Annotated in this window: 14 protein-coding genes; 4 read left to right on the top strand and 10 right to left on the bottom strand. The window is 56.2% G+C overall.

Annotation, left to right across the window (positions count from 1 at the left end):
• Positions 1 to 1,110 (bottom strand): GGDEF domain-containing protein, encoded by a 1,110-nt coding sequence (locus QWJ10_RS05225; RefSeq protein WP_289924636.1) that lies wholly within the window; start codon positions 1,108 to 1,110, stop codon positions 1 to 3.
• Between the two features lie 303 nt (positions 1,111 to 1,413).
• Here QWJ10_RS05225 and QWJ10_RS05220 point away from each other — a divergent pair, with 303 nt between their 5' ends.
• Complete coding sequence (locus QWJ10_RS05220; RefSeq protein WP_289924635.1) at positions 1,414 to 2,937, top strand: fumarate hydratase; 1,524 nt, start codon at positions 1,414 to 1,416, stop codon at positions 2,935 to 2,937.
• Between the two features lie 61 nt (positions 2,938 to 2,998).
• Here QWJ10_RS05220 and QWJ10_RS05215 read toward each other — a convergent pair whose 3' ends face one another.
• The 6 genes from QWJ10_RS05215 to QWJ10_RS05190 all read right to left on the bottom strand — a co-directional run bounded on the left by QWJ10_RS05215 (position 2,999) and on the right by QWJ10_RS05190 (position 10,013).
• A complete protein-coding gene (locus tag QWJ10_RS05215) occupies positions 2,999 to 3,583 on the bottom strand; it encodes a DJ-1/PfpI family protein (RefSeq protein ID WP_289924634.1) in 585 nt (194 codons plus the stop codon).
• Between the two features lie 96 nt (positions 3,584 to 3,679).
• Positions 3,680 to 4,957, bottom strand: a complete 1,278-nt coding sequence (locus QWJ10_RS05210) for an acyltransferase (protein WP_122041967.1) — start codon at positions 4,955 to 4,957, stop codon at positions 3,680 to 3,682.
• Between the two features lie 65 nt (positions 4,958 to 5,022).
• Positions 5,023 to 6,183: a phosphatidylserine/phosphatidylglycerophosphate/cardiolipin synthase family protein gene (locus QWJ10_RS05205; protein WP_289924633.1), complete on the bottom strand. Its 1,161-nt coding sequence runs from the start codon at positions 6,181 to 6,183 to the stop codon at positions 5,023 to 5,025.
• A gap of 26 nt (positions 6,184 to 6,209) precedes the next feature.
• The gene (locus QWJ10_RS05200) at positions 6,210 to 6,794 is read right to left on the bottom strand and encodes a YceI family protein (protein WP_019366734.1); all 585 of its coding nucleotides are present in this window, start codon (positions 6,792 to 6,794) and stop codon (positions 6,210 to 6,212) included.
• Between the two features lie 199 nt (positions 6,795 to 6,993).
• A complete protein-coding gene (locus tag QWJ10_RS05195) occupies positions 6,994 to 9,147 on the bottom strand; it encodes an EAL domain-containing protein (RefSeq protein ID WP_289925056.1) in 2,154 nt (717 codons plus the stop codon).
• Positions 9,148 to 9,332: 185 nt separating this feature from the next.
• Entirely contained in the window at positions 9,333 to 10,013 is a 681-nt protein-coding gene (locus QWJ10_RS05190) for an OmpA family protein (protein WP_010795270.1), read from the bottom strand.
• 361 nt (positions 10,014 to 10,374) lie between these two features.
• On the opposite strand from QWJ10_RS05190, the gene QWJ10_RS05185 reads away from it, so the two are divergent.
• Genes QWJ10_RS05185 through QWJ10_RS05175 form a run of 3 tightly spaced genes read left to right on the top strand, consistent with a single transcriptional unit; the run spans position 10,375 to position 12,934 of the window.
• Positions 10,375 to 10,671, top strand: a complete 297-nt coding sequence (locus QWJ10_RS05185) for a metalloregulator ArsR/SmtB family transcription factor (RefSeq protein WP_019366736.1) — start codon at positions 10,375 to 10,377, stop codon at positions 10,669 to 10,671.
• 28 nt (positions 10,672 to 10,699) lie between these two features.
• Complete coding sequence (locus QWJ10_RS05180; protein ID WP_197870991.1) at positions 10,700 to 11,863, top strand: MFS transporter; 1,164 nt, start codon at positions 10,700 to 10,702, stop codon at positions 11,861 to 11,863.
• Between the two features lie 21 nt (positions 11,864 to 11,884).
• Positions 11,885 to 12,934 carry an alkene reductase gene (locus QWJ10_RS05175; RefSeq protein ID WP_019366738.1) on the top strand — a complete coding sequence of 350 codons (1,050 nt, stop codon included), beginning with the start codon at positions 11,885 to 11,887 and terminating at the stop codon, positions 12,932 to 12,934.
• Between the two features lie 44 nt (positions 12,935 to 12,978).
• Here QWJ10_RS05175 and QWJ10_RS05170 read toward each other — a convergent pair whose 3' ends face one another.
• From QWJ10_RS05170 to QWJ10_RS05160, 3 genes are all read right to left on the bottom strand, one after another.
• Positions 12,979 to 13,890, bottom strand: coding sequence for an ATPase (locus QWJ10_RS05170; protein WP_289924632.1), 912 nt, complete (start codon positions 13,888 to 13,890; stop codon positions 12,979 to 12,981).
• Between the two features lie 100 nt (positions 13,891 to 13,990).
• On the bottom strand, positions 13,991 to 14,944 hold the full coding sequence (locus QWJ10_RS05165) for an NAD(P)-dependent oxidoreductase (protein ID WP_289924631.1): 954 nt from the start codon (positions 14,942 to 14,944) through the stop codon (positions 13,991 to 13,993).
• 12 nt (positions 14,945 to 14,956) lie between these two features.
• Positions 14,957 to 15,847, bottom strand: coding sequence for a LysR family transcriptional regulator ArgP (locus tag QWJ10_RS05160; protein ID WP_122041959.1), 891 nt, complete (start codon positions 15,845 to 15,847; stop codon positions 14,957 to 14,959).
• Between the last annotated feature and the right edge of the window lie 6 nt (positions 15,848 to 15,853).

The raw sequence follows: 15,853 nt of genomic DNA, 5'->3' as shown, positions 1-15,853 counted from the left end.
TCAGCTCTCCCATGAAACCTCACAGCGATTACGCCCATTACGCTTGGCACGATACAACGCCTGATCAGCCAGCAGTAACGACTCTTCAAGGGTACGTCCGGTCATGATGAGGCTCATGCCGATCGAAACGGTCAGGGTGCCCAGATCAGCGTGCTCGAACACCGTCCTTGAAAAGGCTTCACGTAAACGCTCACAGCAGACTACCAGCTGCTGCGGATCGCTAAAGGGCAGCAGGAGGACGAACTCTTCTCCGCCATAACGCGCCAGGACGTCCTGCTCTCGCAAGCAGGCCTCGCCTACCTCGGCAAACGTTTTAAGCACCAGATCGCCTATTCCGTGCCCAAACTGATCATTGATCTGCTTGAAAAAATCCATGTCGATCAATGCCAGCCCGTGCATTCGGCCATGCCCCAACCGATGAAGCGCCTCACTGGCTATTTGCAGAAAATAACGGCGATTACGCAGCCCCGTCAGCTCGTCCGTAATCACCTGAGCTTCCAACTGACGCATCACATGGCGCAGGTTGTCCTGATGCCGCTCCAGATCGTCCCGCCGAGCGTTGAGCTGGTAGCGGATACGGTGGTGGTAGCGAGCAAACAGCACCATGGAAACCAGAACAATGGCTAATATGATGCTCTGGACAATCATCATTCTGACGGTCCGACTGTCCTGCGGTTCAAGGTTTATCCATAGGCACAGCCCTACATAGGCACCGTAGGCCAGCAGCGCACAGCGTATGAACGCCGCCAGTCGTATCTGAAATATACCCAGCATCAATACGAGTACATAAGACACCAGAAAGGTACCGCGCAAATGCACGATATGAGTCAGGGAATACGTCAGAAACAGAATCGAGACGATGATATAGGGCTCAAGCGGCAAGGCCTTCAGATGCTTGCCACCGGCCCAGACAATCACCCCCGTCATCACGGCGACTCCCGCCAGAAAGCCCAGCGTGTCGGCAAAAAAAGAGCTGATCGAAAATGAATAGAACCCCGCAGCCGTAGATAACAGCAGCGGAAGCAACGCCAGCACAACCACGGCTAGAGGCAATACCTGATGACCGATGGCAGACGCATTGATGCTGCGCGTGACAGTAAGATCCCGCATGGTGACGACACCTGATCCATGGCATAGCAATTAGCCAGCAGTTTACTCTGTTTCTGTGACGTATTTCCTTATCAGCTGGTCGGCTTCGCTCAAGCGTCTCATAGCGCTATACTGCCCCGCCTTTGTCGTGTCGGCTACACCCTAGACGTGGTGTCTGGACTTCTTTTCTCAGTGTTGGAAGCCGGACCTGCGCGCCCGGACGCTGCTTTTCGTGATCAGACGACTTTCGCCTGCTTCCAAAACGACGCCACGGACGAGACACGAGAACCGCGCAGTACTGATAGCCTAATAAGGAGCGCGTACATGACCGTGATCAAGCAGGATGACCTGATCCAGAGCGTTGCTGATGCCCTGCAGTTCATCTCCTATTACCATCCCGTGGATTTCATCCAGGCCATGCACAAGGCCTACCTGCGTGAGGAATCCCCTGCCGCACGCGACTCCATGGCCCAGATCCTGATCAACTCGCGCATGTGTGCGACCGGCCACCGTCCGATCTGCCAGGACACGGGTATCGTGACCGTATTCGCCAAGGTTGGCATGGACGTGCGCTGGGACGGCGCCACAATGAGCTTGGACGACATGATCAACGAAGGCGTTCGCCGCGCCTATAACCTGCCGGAAAACGTTCTGCGTGCATCCATCCTGGCCGACCCGGCCGGTGCGCGCAAAAACACCAAGGACAACACCCCGGCTGTCATCCACTACAGCATCGTTCCTGGTGACAAGGTTGAGGTTGATGTTGCAGCCAAGGGCGGCGGCTCCGAAAACAAGTCCAAGATGGCCATGCTCAACCCGTCCGACTCTATCGTCGACTGGGTGTTGAAAACCGTTCCGACCATGGGTGCAGGCTGGTGCCCGCCCGGCATGCTGGGTATCGGCATCGGTGGTACGGCCGAAAAGGCAGCGGTTCTGGCCAAGGAATCGCTCATGGAGGAAATCGATATCCATGAGCTGAAAGCCCGCGGCCCGCAGAACCGTATCGAAGAGCTGCGCCTGGAGTTGTTCGAAAAGGTCAACCAGCTGGGTATTGGCGCTCAGGGCCTGGGCGGCTTGACCACAGTCCTGGACGTCAAGATCAAGGACTATCCGACTCATGCGGCCTCGCTGCCGGTGTGCATGATTCCGAACTGTGCAGCGACACGCCATGCCCATTTCATTCTGGATGGCTCTGGCCCCGCTGCCCTGGAAGCTCCGCCGCTGGATGCCTATCCGGAAATTGTCTGGGAAGCCGGCCCTTCTGCACGTCGCGTCAACCTGGATACGGTAACCCCTGAAGAAGTATTGACCTGGAAACCAGGCGAGACCCTGTTGCTCAACGGCAAGATGCTGACCGGCCGCGATGCTGCGCATAAGCGCATGGTCGATATGTTGAACAAAGGCGAGACGCTCCCCGTAGACCTCAAGGGCCGCTTCATTTACTACGTTGGCCCGGTCGACCCGGTTGGCGACGAAGTGGTAGGTCCGGCAGGCCCCACCACGGCTACCCGCATGGACAAGTTCACCCGTCAGATTCTTGAGCAAACGGGTCTACTCGGCATGATCGGCAAATCCGAGCGCGGCCCGATCGCCATTGAAGCGATCAAGGACAACAAGGCGGTTTACCTCATGGCCGTAGGCGGTGCAGCGTATCTGGTGGCCCAGGCGATCAAGGCCTCCAAGACCCTGGCCTTCCCGGAGCTGGGCATGGAAGCGATCTATGAGTTCGAGGTCAAGGACATGCCGGTCACCGTTGCGGTCGATAGCAATGGTGAGTCCGTGCATAACACCGGCCCGCGAATCTGGCAGAAGAAAATCGCTGAAAGCCTGGCGGTTGAAGTTTCCTAAGCCTTTAGGATGGACAATAAAGCCCGGTACAGCCGGGCTTTATTGCATCTGCACCACTGACTCAAGGCTCGATACGTGTACCGAGCACCTCCAGAAACTTGCGCAACCACTCCACATGAGCGGTCCACACCGGACCGGTTACCAGCTTGCCGCTGACATGAGCACCGTCCATGGGTAATTCAATATAGGTCCCACCGCCCCCTTTGACATCAGGCGCACACGCCGGATAGGCATTGCACTCAACGCCATCCCTGAGCACGCCGGCCGCTGCCAGGATCAGGGGACCATGACACAGTGCAGCAACGGGCTTGTCAGCCTTGAAAAATCCTCTTACCAGCTCAAGCACCTGTTCGTTGACGCGCAAATACTCGGGTGCCCGCCCTCCAGGAATGACCAGAGCGTCATAGTCGTCTACACGTACCTTGGCAAAGTCCCCATTGAGCGTAAAGCGATGGCCCGGCTTTTCACTGTAGGTCTGCTCACCTGTGAAGTCATGAATGGCGGTTTGCACAGTATCGCCGGGTGCCTTGCCTGGACAGACAGCATCCACTTGGTGTCCGGCAATCTGTAGCGCCTGGAAAGGCACCATCACTTCATAGTCTTCGATGAAGTCACCTACCAGCATGAGAATTTTCTTTGCCGCCATAGCAGTCTCCTTCCAAAGGTGGGTTCGACTGTTCTTCGAGCAGAGGGTCCACCCGCAGTTCCCTGGCAGACCCGGCGCCTGAAAGTTTCCTGTGCGCTATGTAGGCAGTTGCCTGGTCTTTTCTACCTTGGGCAACAAATGCCTGATCAACCATCGCCGGGTAGGTGCCACGGCCTGTTCCTGGAAAATCACACAGATGAAAATCACAAACAGCAGGAAGAGTCCGTAAACCTCGATGGCGTTCTCTACGTGACCGGCAGCCTCGATACACGCGCTCCAGTTGCTAAAGCACAGCGGGAAGTCACCCATAATCCATTTCTCGAGCGTCATGAACAGTCCTGACAATGGCACATGCAGTGCGAACATGGACAGTGACGCGGCACCCAGCCGAGGCGACCAATGTTTGAGCCATTCGCTCTTGGGTTCCTGCGCCAATGCGCTGAGATAGACCAGTATCAATTGAGACGGCAGTAACAAACCGTTATGAAGCAAGAAGTACCAGAATTTAGGACCATGGGTAAACAGCGCGGTGGCCACTGCAAAACTCAATAGCAGATAGCCGGTCATCACCAGGCGGATGACCCGGCTTGGCTGCGCGCCTCGCTCACTTTGCTGACGGAAGAGGCCATACGCCACGATGCCAGCCAGAAACTCCGGCAGGCGCAGTAACGGGACTCGTTGCAGCAAACCGGTATACGGCATGCCGTAATCCTGGCTCCAGATCACCAGAACAGGAGGAATCAGGTAGCACAGGCCTATGATGGCAAGCACACCCCATTTGTTGCGCGCACGCATCAGGCGCGGCGCCGCATAGGGAAAGACCAGATAGAAAAAGAATAACGCCGAGATGGACCAGAGCGGCGCATTGAAGGTGAGGTAGTAGGGATTCCAGGCCTGCAGCATCGTCATCTGCAGCAGCCCATTGAACGCAAGCTCCAGATTGGTCATGTAGTGCTGGAACAGTTCCGGATTGGTTCGGGCCAGCACCTCGTTGGTGTCGTAAACCACGAACCGAACGCTGGCCTTGGCTCCATCAGGCGGTATGGCCATGAAGCCGATCCAGGTTACAACGACTATGGAAAACAGCAGCGCGAAAATATGGATCGGATACAGATTGGAAAATCGCTTAACCCAGAAACTCCTGGCAGGCTCTCGCATCTGGTTATCAGTGAGATAGACGTGCGCCAGCAGGAACCCGGAAAGTACAAAGAAGGTGCTGGTCGCAAAAAAACCCATACTGGTCAGCTCGTCCAGCAACGGAACGGTTTTGCGTTCGGGATAAAAATGAATGGTGTGATAGATGACCACATAAAGACCCATCAGGAAGCGAAGCCACTCAAGCCCAATGAATCGTTGTTTTTCTATTTTGAGCATTACGCTCACTCCTTACTGCAAGGCGCGTAGTGTATCGCCTTAAAAAAATGCAAGGCTTGCTTTACTCAAGACTTACGCTTGCTCAGAAGGGTCAGCACCAGACGGTCCAACGTGCCCCACAGACGTTCACGCAAGCGTTTCCACCAAGGACGGTTGCGCCAATCCTGTAGCGTGATTTCGCGGCTTTGCTGGAAGTCCATCAGAAAGCACTCGCTGACGGCCTGGCTCAGCGTCGGGTCAATGGCTTCCAGGTTAGCGTCAAGGTTGAACCGAAGATTCCAGTAATCGAAATTGCATGAGCCTACGCTGACCCAGTCATCGACCTGAACCATCTTGAGGTGGGAAAACCGCGGCTGATATTCATAGATCTTCACACCTGCCCGGAGCAAGCCCGGATAATAGCGCTGCCCGGCAAAACGGACGGGAGGATTATCCGTATGCCGGCCCGTCAGAATCAGCCTCACGTCGACGCCTCGCTGAGCGGCCTTGCGCAAGGCTCGCCTGACCCGCCAGGACGGTAGAAAATATGGCGTAGCAAACCAGATACGCTTCTTGGCAACAATCAGGGCTCGAACCAGGGACAGTACAATATCCCGATGCTGGCGAGCATCGGCATAGGCCACACGCCCAAGACCCGTAGTTGACTGCGGCGGTCTGGGAACCAGGATACGACCACGGCTGGCCTCGGGCTTCCAAGCATACCGCTGATGGCAGGCTTGCCACTGGCGCTGGAACAGGCTCATCCAGTCGGACACCAACGGTCCGCGCATACGCACCATCACTTCATGCCACTGGCAAAGCTCCTCCCCCGGCGCCCAGAAATCATTGGTTGCCCCGCTTCCACCTACGAAGGCCTGCGACTCGTCCACAATCAGGAGCTTGCGATGGTCACGGTACAGGTTGCGCCAGCCACGCCAGAGACCTACCGGATTATAGATACGCACCTGACCGCCCGCTTCGCTCAACTGGGCCCGGTGCATATCGTCCATCTTGAGCGTACCAAAACCATCGAAAAGACAACGCACCTGTATTCCCCGATGCGCCGCCTCAATCAAGGCCTCCATCAGGGCAGTTGCACACGAGCCCTTTTCTACCAGATAGAGTTCGATGTCGATGCTATACCGGGCTTTGGATATGGCTTCCAGCATGGCTGGAAAAAAACACCCGCCATCAACCAGCAGCTCATATTCATTTTGTTCGCGCCATGGATACACCGCACCTGGCATGATGACGCTCCTGAAAAGCCCGCCACTCAGGTAGGGGTAGGCACGTGGCGAAGGGTTAACAGCACAGAAACGGGCACCTCAGGTGTAATCGAGGGGACACTGGCTATTTCCTTGAGCTTGTCCAGCCCTTCCAACAGGCTGAAGTCAATCGCCTTGATCAACACCGGCTGCAAAGTACTGACCTGAACCAATGTTTCCCCGATTCGGGTAACCGAAACATCCGCTTTCAAGCGCTGCTTCTGGCCGTTGATTTCAAGCTCGAAGTCCAGCTTTTCCTGGCGAATGCTTCCTACCGGCATTTGCTCCCAGGTAGGCAGATCGATCTGACTGGTAATGACCGCTTCCGGATACTGATCTGCCTTGAACAGAGTTTCTCTCATCCGCTCGGTTTGTAGCGCCAGGGTGTTGTCCAGTGACTCGTATGGAAGCGCCAATCGAGCACTACCATGCTGATCGATCATGCCCGTTACGGTGGAAAAAAATTGAACGTCAGCCATGTTGCCGCGCTTCACGGTTACAAAGCTGACACGAGAGTAGCTTGACTCAACCTGCCAATCAGCGAAGACAAAAGGACTGATGACCACTGTGAGGGCTAGGATAAATGCGCGCATGAGCTCTCCTGAGAGTTTGTCCGGCTCACCAGGACCTTGCCGCACAGTATTGACATGAGCCTCTTGCGAGCGCCTTCTATCCAAAAGACTGAGCAGCGATAGAGCCGACCGGACCTGATCCAATCACGGTATGGCTTATACGGCACCCATCACAACGGCGAGTTCCCTGCCCACATGAGGAGTGTGAGCAAGGACACTTCTATAGCGAGTAGTCGGGACGACGACTGCTCCAGTCCACGCGATCAGGAAAATGCTGGGTCACATCGGAATTGAGCGGCTTGGAAACCAGAAAGCCCTGCATGATCTCGCAACCGTGCTCAAGCAACCACTCCCGCTGCTCCAGTGTTTCGACACCCTCTGCCACGACCTCAAGCCCCAGGTTACGTCCCAGCTCAAGAATAGTGCTGACGATCGCAGCATCGCGTGGCGAGTCGAGCATATTGGCAATGAACAACTGGTCGATCTTCAAGGTATCGAGTTCGAAGTGACGCAGGTAGGCCAGTGAAGAATACCCCGTACCAAAATCGTCCACGGCTGTTCGAACACCAAGCGCCCGCAGTTGTGCCAGTTGAGCGCGGGTGTAATCAATGTCATGCATCAGAGCCGTCTCGGTCACCTCGATCTCTAGCTGATCGGGGCGCAAACCATAACTGTCGATGATCTGCCGAAGGCTTTCAGCCAACTGCGGCATGCCGAACTGGACAGGACTCAAATTGATGCTCAGCAAAAGCCCGCTGCCGTAGACTTCGGACAGGCTTTGCAGCTTCATGGCGCCCTCGCGAAAGATCCAATCACCGATGCGATTGATCAGCCGAGTCTCTTCCAGCAGCGGGATAAAGACGTTCGGTGAAACCTTGCCCGCCACGTTGTGCTCCCACCGCAACAAGGCCTCAAAGCCGCGCAGCTTGCCGTTTTTCAGGTATACCTGAGGCTGATAAGCCAGCACGAAATCCTTGTTATCGATGGCATTGCGGACGCTCTCCTCCAGCATAAGGCGGGAGCGTGCACGGCCATTCATCTCCGGTGAGAAGAAGCGGTATTGCTGGCGGCCACCTCGCTTGGCTTCATACATGGCGATATCGGCCGAGCGCAGCAATCCGTCGACACTATGACCACACTCGGGATAGCTCGCGATCCCGATGCTTGCGCCCAAGCTGACCTCTACACCGTCAACAGTGTGCGTTTTGGTCATCAGCTCAAGCAGCTTTTCGGCGACCCGGGCGGCATCCTCGGGATGATCCAAGGTATCAAGCAACGCGGTGAATTCGTCACCGCCCATACGCGCCAGTACATCGTAAGGACGCATACAGGTTTTGAGCTGTTCGGCAATCATGCACAACACACGGTCGCCAGCCTCATGACCAAGCGAGTCGTTCACCTTCTTGAAGCCATCCAGATCAATGTAGAGAACGGCCATGCGCTTGCCGTTACGCCCCGTACGAGCCAGTGCTGCCTCCAGGGTCTGGTTGAAGCCCCGCCGGTTGAGCAAACCGGTCAAGGCATCGGTAACCGCCTGCGATTCCAGTTGATCCTGCAGCTCGCGCATCATGGACATGTCGAGTGCAATCATCACCATGGCGCGCTGCATCCGCGGCAGAGGCGCACAGGAAAGAGTCACCGGCAATATGCCGCCTCGGGATGTGCACAGACTGGCATCATGCAGGCGATAGGTTTCACGTCTTTCATAGTGCTCCATGAACGTCGAGTCGGCCCAGCTATCCCCTAGATCAGGATTGCTCAAGTGAGCCATGAACTCGGAATTCACGAGATCGCTGATATGACGCTTGAGCATGCGGGCAATCGCCGCATTGGCAAATGTGATCAGGCCATGCTCATTAACGACCAGAATGCCTTCCGCCGCATTATCAAGCAGGGAGTCACTAAATGCCTTGGCAAGCTCCAGCTGCTGACTCAGCTGCAGGAGTTCGCGACGATTGCGCTCATGTTCGAGAAGGGAGCGCACCTTGTGCCGTAGAATGTTGGGATCGACCGGCTTGAGCAGGTAATCCACCGCACCGGTAGCATAGCCTCGTAGAACAGCCTCGTAAGAGTGAGCCTCGGCAGAAACGAAGATGATTGGTGTAAAGCGGGTGCGCAGATTGCCGCGTATCATCCGAGCGACCTCGAAGCCGTCCATGATGGGCATTTGCACGTCCAGCAGTACGAGATCTATAGGCTCATCGAGCAAGTATCTCAAGGCACGCTCACCCGAGTTGGCGGTCAAGACACGCCAGTCCTCTATTTCAAGCAGTGCCTGCATGGCCATGAGGTTTTCTACCCGGTCATCGACAACGAGCAGTACAGGCCCCTGATTGATACTAGGAACTGGACTTTCCGTGTCGCCTCCTTTCAGTTCGTACTGCACTGAATACAACTCCTCCCTTCGAGCACTCGGCAAGGCTCTACTGCATGCCAGTAATAGAACCGAGGTTTGGCGATAAGGTTATTATCCAGAACAACAAAAATACAGCGCCATTTTCTTGACCAAACAGTGACGCTACCAGATTCCGCTAAACGGTAGCATCACGGAGGGTGCATTTACTGGGTCACTGCACCAGGCAACGGCCTTAGATTGACCTCGACACGACGGTTCTGGGCACGGCCATCAGCGGTCGCATTGGTCGCGATCGGTTGATCCGGTCCGGCACCGCGCGTACTGACGCGTGAAGCATCGACACCCTGAGCGACGAGGTAGTTCGCTACACTCTGGGCACGTCGATTGGACAGATCCATGTTATGAGCACGGCTACCTGTACTATCGGTATAGCCCACAATTTCGACACTGTTCTGATCGAACTGCTTAAAGGATGTCGCCAGATCGTTCAACGGCTTGTAGAAATTGCCAGCGATATCGGCCGAATCCGTTGCAAACGTGATGTTGCCCGGCATGATCAGCTTGATGTCATCACCCTGGCGCTGTACTTCTACGCCGGTGTTCTGCATCTGGCGACGCAGCTCGGCTTCCTGACGATCAGCATAGTAACCATAGCCCGCTGCCGCCGCGCCTACCGCCGCCGCGCCAATCAAAGCGCCCTTGCCACGATGGTTATGATCGATGGCTGCGCCGGCGACAGCACCTGCCAATGCGCCCAGGCCGCCATAGGTCGCGGTACGGGATCCACCACTACCGCCCTGGTTTTCGTAAGGATTACTGGATGCACACCCTGCAAGTAGCGCACCGGCCAGTGCCAGAATCAAAGGACGCTTCATAGACGCCATGAACTTCTCCAACTTCTAACGGACCTGTGAAAACAGATCTTTTCACAGAAAGACTAGCCATGAGCAGTCATGCTTTCGCATGAAAGTCCTAATGAACCCATGGCGAAAGAGCGGTTTACCGGTATCAGGACGAATAATCAATTCGCTTCAGCGAAACGGCTGAACGACCGCACAAGACTAGTCGATAAACGTGCCCCTCTCTGGACGAAACCGCTAAACGGTAGTGTACGACCAGATGCCGACACACCTTCTTGAACAATCAGCGTATCTGCATCAGACATTAGGTAGCTAAACAACATTGTATATCGCTTCATTTCGATATAAGGTTCGTCTTATCCCGATAAACCGATATGCGAACATTATGGATATCGATGATCTGATCAAGGCGATAGCCAACCCCGTCCGACGAGAGATTCTGGCCTGGCTGCGCGAACCGGAAAAACACTTCATCCAACAGGACCACCCGTTGGAGATTGGCGTGTGCGCAGGCCTTATCGATCAGAAAACGGGACTTTCCCAATCCACAGTCTCGGCTCATCTGGCCACGCTTCAGCGTGCCGGCCTCGTTACAACCCGGCGTGTTGGCCAATGGGTCTTCTACAAGCGTAACGAAGCAGTGATCAATGCCTTCGTTGAGCAGCTGGGCCGAGAGCTCTGATTTTTCCGCCTTACCATAGAGAGATGCGATGCCCGCTTCATTATTAGTGCTGGCGCTTAGCGCCTTTGCCATCGGCACCACCGAGTTTGTAATCATGGGGCTTTTGCCCAATGTAGCCAATGACCTTCATGTCAGCATCCCGTCTGCCGGCTGGCTCGTCAGCGGGTATGCATTGGGTGTTGCAATCGGTGCGCCCTTCATGGCGATGGTGACGGCTAATTGGCCACGCAAGATGGCCCTGCTCGTGCTGATGGGCATCTTTATCATTGGCAATGTGCTCTGCGCCTTAGCCGGAGACTACAACGTCCTGATGCTGGCTCGCGTCATCACGGCGCTCTGCCACGGCGCCTTCTTTGGTATCGGCTCGGTGGTAGCGGCCAGTCTGGTGCCAGCGAACCGCCGGGCCTCTGCCGTCGCTCTCATGTTCACAGGCCTTACGCTGGCGAACGTTCTTGGCGTACCGCTGGGTACAGCACTAGGACAGGCAACCGGTTGGCGTTCAACCTTTGCGGCCGTCTCCCTCATTGGTGTCCTTGCGCTGGCAGGTCTCTGGTTCGTTCTGCCCAGCAAGGCGCCACAGGAAAAAACCGACCTGCGCCGTGAAATGGCGGCGCTGAAGGGGGCCGGTTTCTGGCTATCCCTCTCGATGACAGTGATGTTCTCTGCCTCGATGTTTGCCCTCTTCACCTACATCACACCGCTGCTTACTGATGTAACAGGTCTGTCAGAGTACGGTGTAACCAGCACGCTGCTATTGATCGGTGTAGGCCTTACCTTCGGCAACATCTTGGGTGGACGCCTTGCAGACTGGCGTCTGTCCACAACGCTCATAGGTATCTTCATCGGGATGGCCGTCGTGTCATCCCTTTTGGCCTGGACCAGTCATAGCATGGTCGCTACCGAGATCACCCTGTTCCTATGGGCAGCCTGCGCCTTTGCAGCGGTTCCCGCACTTCAAATCAACGTGGTCACCTTTGGCAAGGATGCACCCAACCTCGTTTCCACCTTGAACATTGGCGCTTTCAACGTCGGCAACGCGCTGGGCGCCTGGGTAGGAGGAAGCGTTATCGCTCATGGACTGGGCCTGACCAGCGTTCCGCTGGCTGCCGGGGGACTGGCCCTGATTGCCTTGATTCTGACCCTACTGACCTTTAGCCATGCCCGGAAAAGCGGCTTGGCTGTCAGCCAATGATTCACCTACGGAGTCGTTACCATGCCCAACCTGTTTGATCCGATCAAAATCGGCGCACTGGAATTGCCGAACCGCTTCGTCATGGCACCGCTGACTCGTTGTCGCGCAGATGATAATCGCGTCCCTACCGACCTTATGGCCGAGTACTACGCGCAGCGTGCGTCGGCTGGTCTGATTTTAAGCGAGGCCACCTCCGTCGACCCAATGGGCGTGGGTTATCCAAATACCCCGGGCATCTGGTCCGACGAACAAGTGGAGGGCTGGAAAAAGATCACTTCAGCCGTGCACAAGTCAGGCGGTCGCATCATGCTGCAACTCTGGCACGTAGGTCGTATTTCCGCACCGCTTTACCTCCAGGGCGAAAAGCCGGTGGCTCCAAGCGCCATCGCCGCCAAAGGTCATGTGAGCCTGGTCCGTCCCAAGCAGGAATACGTCATCCCGCGTGCCTTGGAAACCGAAGAGATTGCCAGTATCGTCGAGGCTTACCGCAAGGGTGCCGAGAACGCCAGAAAAGCGGGTTTTGATGGCGTAGAAGTTCACGGGGCCAATGGTTATCTGCTGGACCAGTTCCTGCAAACCAGCACCAACCAGCGTACCGATCAATATGGTGGCTCCATTGAAAACCGGGCTCGCCTGATGCTTGAAGTGACCGATGCCTGTATCGATGTCTGGGGCGCCGATCGTGTAGGCGTTCACCTTTCGCCTCGGTGTGACCTGCATGACATGGGCGACGAAAATCCGGCCGAGACCTTCGGCTATCTGGCCCGTGAGCTGGGCAAGCGCGGCATTGCATTTATCTGCGCCCGTGAGGCTGAAGCTGATGACAGCCTTAGTCCACAACTTAAGGACGCTTTTGGCGGCGTTTTTATCGCCAATGAACGCTTCACCCATGACAGCGCCAATGCCTGGCTGGAAAGTGGAACCGCCGACGCTGTGGCGTTTGGTGTTCCGTTTATCGCCAACCCTGACCTGCCGGAGCGCTTTGCCCGTCAGGCCATGTTGAACGAGCCTCACCCGGAAACCTTTTACGTGCCTGGCCCTGTAGGTTATATCGACTACCCCCGGCTGTAATAAAAAAGCCCCGCTCTGGCGGGGCTTTTTATGTCTAAAGAATGTCAGCGGCGGGTGTTAATCTGCTGCTGAAGGTTCTGCAGCTGAGTCTGAATCGTACTGATATTGCGCACGGTCTGGGCCCTGAACGCATCGAACGAAGCGGAGTCCGGTCCACTGTTGTTGCTACGTGAGTCCAGCTCACTGCGCAGTACAAGAAGATCCTGCTGCAGGTTTTCGATAGCACCAGAAGGGTCGCCCCGTTTCTTGAGCGCGGCGATATCTGCCTGCAAACTCTTGTTTTGCGCCGTGAGCGAATCGATCTGATCACTGAAGCGTTTCAAATCCCCTTGCGCCGCTTTCAGGCCAGCCTGCTCATCAGCCAACGCCGCTACGCGGCCATTCAGATCTGAAGCGTTGCCCTGCTGCGTCTTGAAGTCAGCAGCCAGCTGGTCGATTCGCTTGTCCAGGGCACTTTGCGCATCCACCGCTGCCTGTTGCTGGCGGGCTACGTCTGCTACCTTGGTCTCGATATTTTTCAGCCGCAACAATAAGGACTCTCGACTGGACGTCCCGCTTGACTCGCTGGCAACCAGCTTGCCCGAGATATCCTGAAGCCGACCCGCAGCTTCTTCACTGATTCGTGCAAAGTTCTCCTGGGTCGCGACGACCTGCTCCTGCATGAGCTGAATTTGCTGATGGCTCCACCAACCCAGCCCCGCCAACGCAATGATCATGGCCGCAATCAATGCCCATAGAGCACCTGTGTTCGGAACGCGGGCCGGTTTGGCTCCACGCGAAGCCCGTAATGACTCTTGGGGATTAGCCGCGACATGGGCCTCGACTTCCCGCCCCTGTTCCACAGGCGCATGGCGATGATGCCGACCGTGGCTGACACGCCCAAAGTCTTCGCTAAGGTCCTTGTCAGGCGTCAGGCTGGGTACATTGTCGAGTTCATCAAATGAATCGTTTCGCATGGCGGACCTTCATTGGTGAAAAAAGCATGAGCCGACAGGCACGGGGCTTGCTCTCAAAAAGCTAGTATACAAATGCCATCACAGCGCTGGCAGTCTGGCGTTATCGCCTTGCGGAGCGGTTTTCAATATATTCATCCAAAGCTTTCCAGACCGTAGTCTGGGGTTGAAAACCCAGGATATCGCGGGCCCGATTGATATCCAGTGTAAAATTGCGATCCATCAGGTGTAGAGGATCGAGTTCACGTTCTTTTCTGGCGGATTTGATTGCAGCAAGCATATCTTGCAGCAGAACCTTTGGCTGAATGCGGGCCGTGGCCTGCCCCAGAGCCGGTAGTTTCAGACGGCGCATCAGATAATTCACCACGTCCCATACCGGCTGAGATTGCCCCTCGCTCAAGTTGAAAGCCTTGTTCAGCGCGTCTGGGTGCTTGGTCATAAGTGCAACACCCAAGGCTGTGCAAAGGCTGTTCATGCTGGTGAAGTCCCAGCGATTGAGACCGTTACCCAATTGACGCAGACGTTTTTGACGGTTGAGCTGAACAAGCTTTGGCGCCCAGGCATTATCAGGCAGCCCAATAATCTGCGCAGGGCGCAACACAATGACGTCCAACCCGAACTCTGCTGCTGTAAAAACCAGGCGCTCGATCTGCAAGCGCCGCTGCGCCTCGACTGTCCGCGGCTTGGCAGGTACGGCATCCTCCTTGAGCGCCTCCCCTCCCGCTTCGTAAACATGGCTGGAAGATAGATAGACCAGGCGCGAGACCCGCATATGCAGGCAGGCCTCGATAAAGGAAAAACTGGCGTCCATGGCCTGCGCCGAAAGATCGCCTACGCCATCGGTACAATGTGCAACGGCATCGATATCATCACACAGGCGCCGCGCCTGCTCCGTGTCGGTCAGGGTCCCCGGGATATATTCAGCGCCCTGCTTTACCAAGGCATCGAGCATAGCTCCCGGCTGACCGTGAATACGCACCAAATGCTTGTCCGCCAATAGATCCAGGGCGAGGCGTGCACCAATGTAGTCACTCGCGCCCGTCACCAGAATTCGCATCAGATCTCCCCGTCAAGTCGCTACCAGCCAACAGGCTGCCTGGCTCTCCAGATGTCGAGTCAAGGCCGTCAGCAAATCACCACCGTTACGCCAGGAATGCCAGTACAGCGGCACATCGATCACCTGCCCCGGCACCAGATCAATTAATTCGCCTCGCTCGCGCTCCGCCTGGGTTTGCAGCTCAGGGAGCAACCCCCAGCCAAGCCCGTTGGCGACCATTTTCACGAAGCCCTCCGAAGAAGGACATAGATGATGATCGAAATGACCAGTAAAGCCCAGCCGTGCCAGGAAATGATGCTGAAGCTGATCATCCGGCCCATAGACGACTGCAGGCACCTGAGCGAGGCGCTCAGCCGTTACGCCCTCGGACAGGTAATGTGCATGAAAGGCGGGACTGGCGACTGCCCGGTAACGCATGGCGCCCAGCAGTACCGCCCGGGCACCGGCGACCGGACGCGCACTGGCACAGACGCAGGCGGCTACCTCCCCGGCCTGCATACGCTTGAGTCCCACCTCCTGATCCTCGACAACCAGATCCAGCAAGATTCCTTGCCTGGTACAGAAGGGGCCGACACTGGCCGCCCACCAGGTAGCCAAACTGTCGGCATTGATGGCGACCCGCAAACGCTCCACCGTCCTGGCTTCATCAAGCCCCGGCACCTGACTATGGAGGTCGCGTTCAAGCAATCGCACCTGCTGAACATGGTTTAGAAGCCTTTGCCCTACATCAGTAGAGGTGGGTGGCGATGTACGCACAATGACAGGCTGCCCAATGCGGGCTTCCAGCAGCTTGATTCGCTGTGAGACGGCGGATTGGGACAATCCCAATACATGTGCCGCGCGCTCAAAACCGCCCTGCTCTACGACAGCGGCGAGGGCAGCCAAAAGTTTATAATCAAACATCAGTTT

Source organism: Pseudomonas sp. WAC2 (assembly GCF_030403525.1).
GTDB lineage: Bacteria > Pseudomonadota > Gammaproteobacteria > Pseudomonadales > Pseudomonadaceae > Chryseomonas > Chryseomonas luteola.
Note: the sequence above shows the minus strand (reverse complement) of the source record. Positions and strands in the feature narration are given on the sequence as shown.

Bases quoted from the DNA above. Each gene is read 5' to 3' on its own strand.
- QWJ10_RS05225 (WP_289924636.1), bottom strand. From the start codon at position 1,110: ATGCGGGATCTTACTGTCACGCGCAGCATCAATGCGTCTGCCATCGGT.
- QWJ10_RS05220 (WP_289924635.1), top strand. From the start codon at position 1,414: ATGACCGTGATCAAGCAGGATGACCTGATCCAGAGCGTTGCTGATGCC.
- QWJ10_RS05215 (WP_289924634.1), bottom strand. From the start codon at position 3,583: ATGGCGGCAAAGAAAATTCTCATGCTGGTAGGTGACTTCATCGAAGAC.
- QWJ10_RS05210 (WP_122041967.1), bottom strand. From the start codon at position 4,957: ATGCTCAAAATAGAAAAACAACGATTCATTGGGCTTGAGTGGCTTCGC.
- QWJ10_RS05205 (WP_289924633.1), bottom strand. From the start codon at position 6,183: ATGCCAGGTGCGGTGTATCCATGGCGCGAACAAAATGAATATGAGCTG.
- QWJ10_RS05200 (WP_019366734.1), bottom strand. From the start codon at position 6,794: ATGCGCGCATTTATCCTAGCCCTCACAGTGGTCATCAGTCCTTTTGTC.
- QWJ10_RS05190 (WP_010795270.1), bottom strand. From the start codon at position 10,013: ATGGCGTCTATGAAGCGTCCTTTGATTCTGGCACTGGCCGGTGCGCTA.
- QWJ10_RS05185 (WP_019366736.1), top strand. From the start codon at position 10,375: ATGGATATCGATGATCTGATCAAGGCGATAGCCAACCCCGTCCGACGA.
- QWJ10_RS05180 (WP_197870991.1), top strand. From the start codon at position 10,700: ATGCCCGCTTCATTATTAGTGCTGGCGCTTAGCGCCTTTGCCATCGGC.
- QWJ10_RS05175 (WP_019366738.1), top strand. From the start codon at position 11,885: ATGCCCAACCTGTTTGATCCGATCAAAATCGGCGCACTGGAATTGCCG.
- QWJ10_RS05170 (WP_289924632.1), bottom strand. From the start codon at position 13,890: ATGCGAAACGATTCATTTGATGAACTCGACAATGTACCCAGCCTGACG.
- QWJ10_RS05165 (WP_289924631.1), bottom strand. From the start codon at position 14,944: ATGCGAATTCTGGTGACGGGCGCGAGTGACTACATTGGTGCACGCCTC.
- QWJ10_RS05160 (WP_122041959.1), bottom strand. From the start codon at position 15,847: ATGTTTGATTATAAACTTTTGGCTGCCCTCGCCGCTGTCGTAGAGCAG.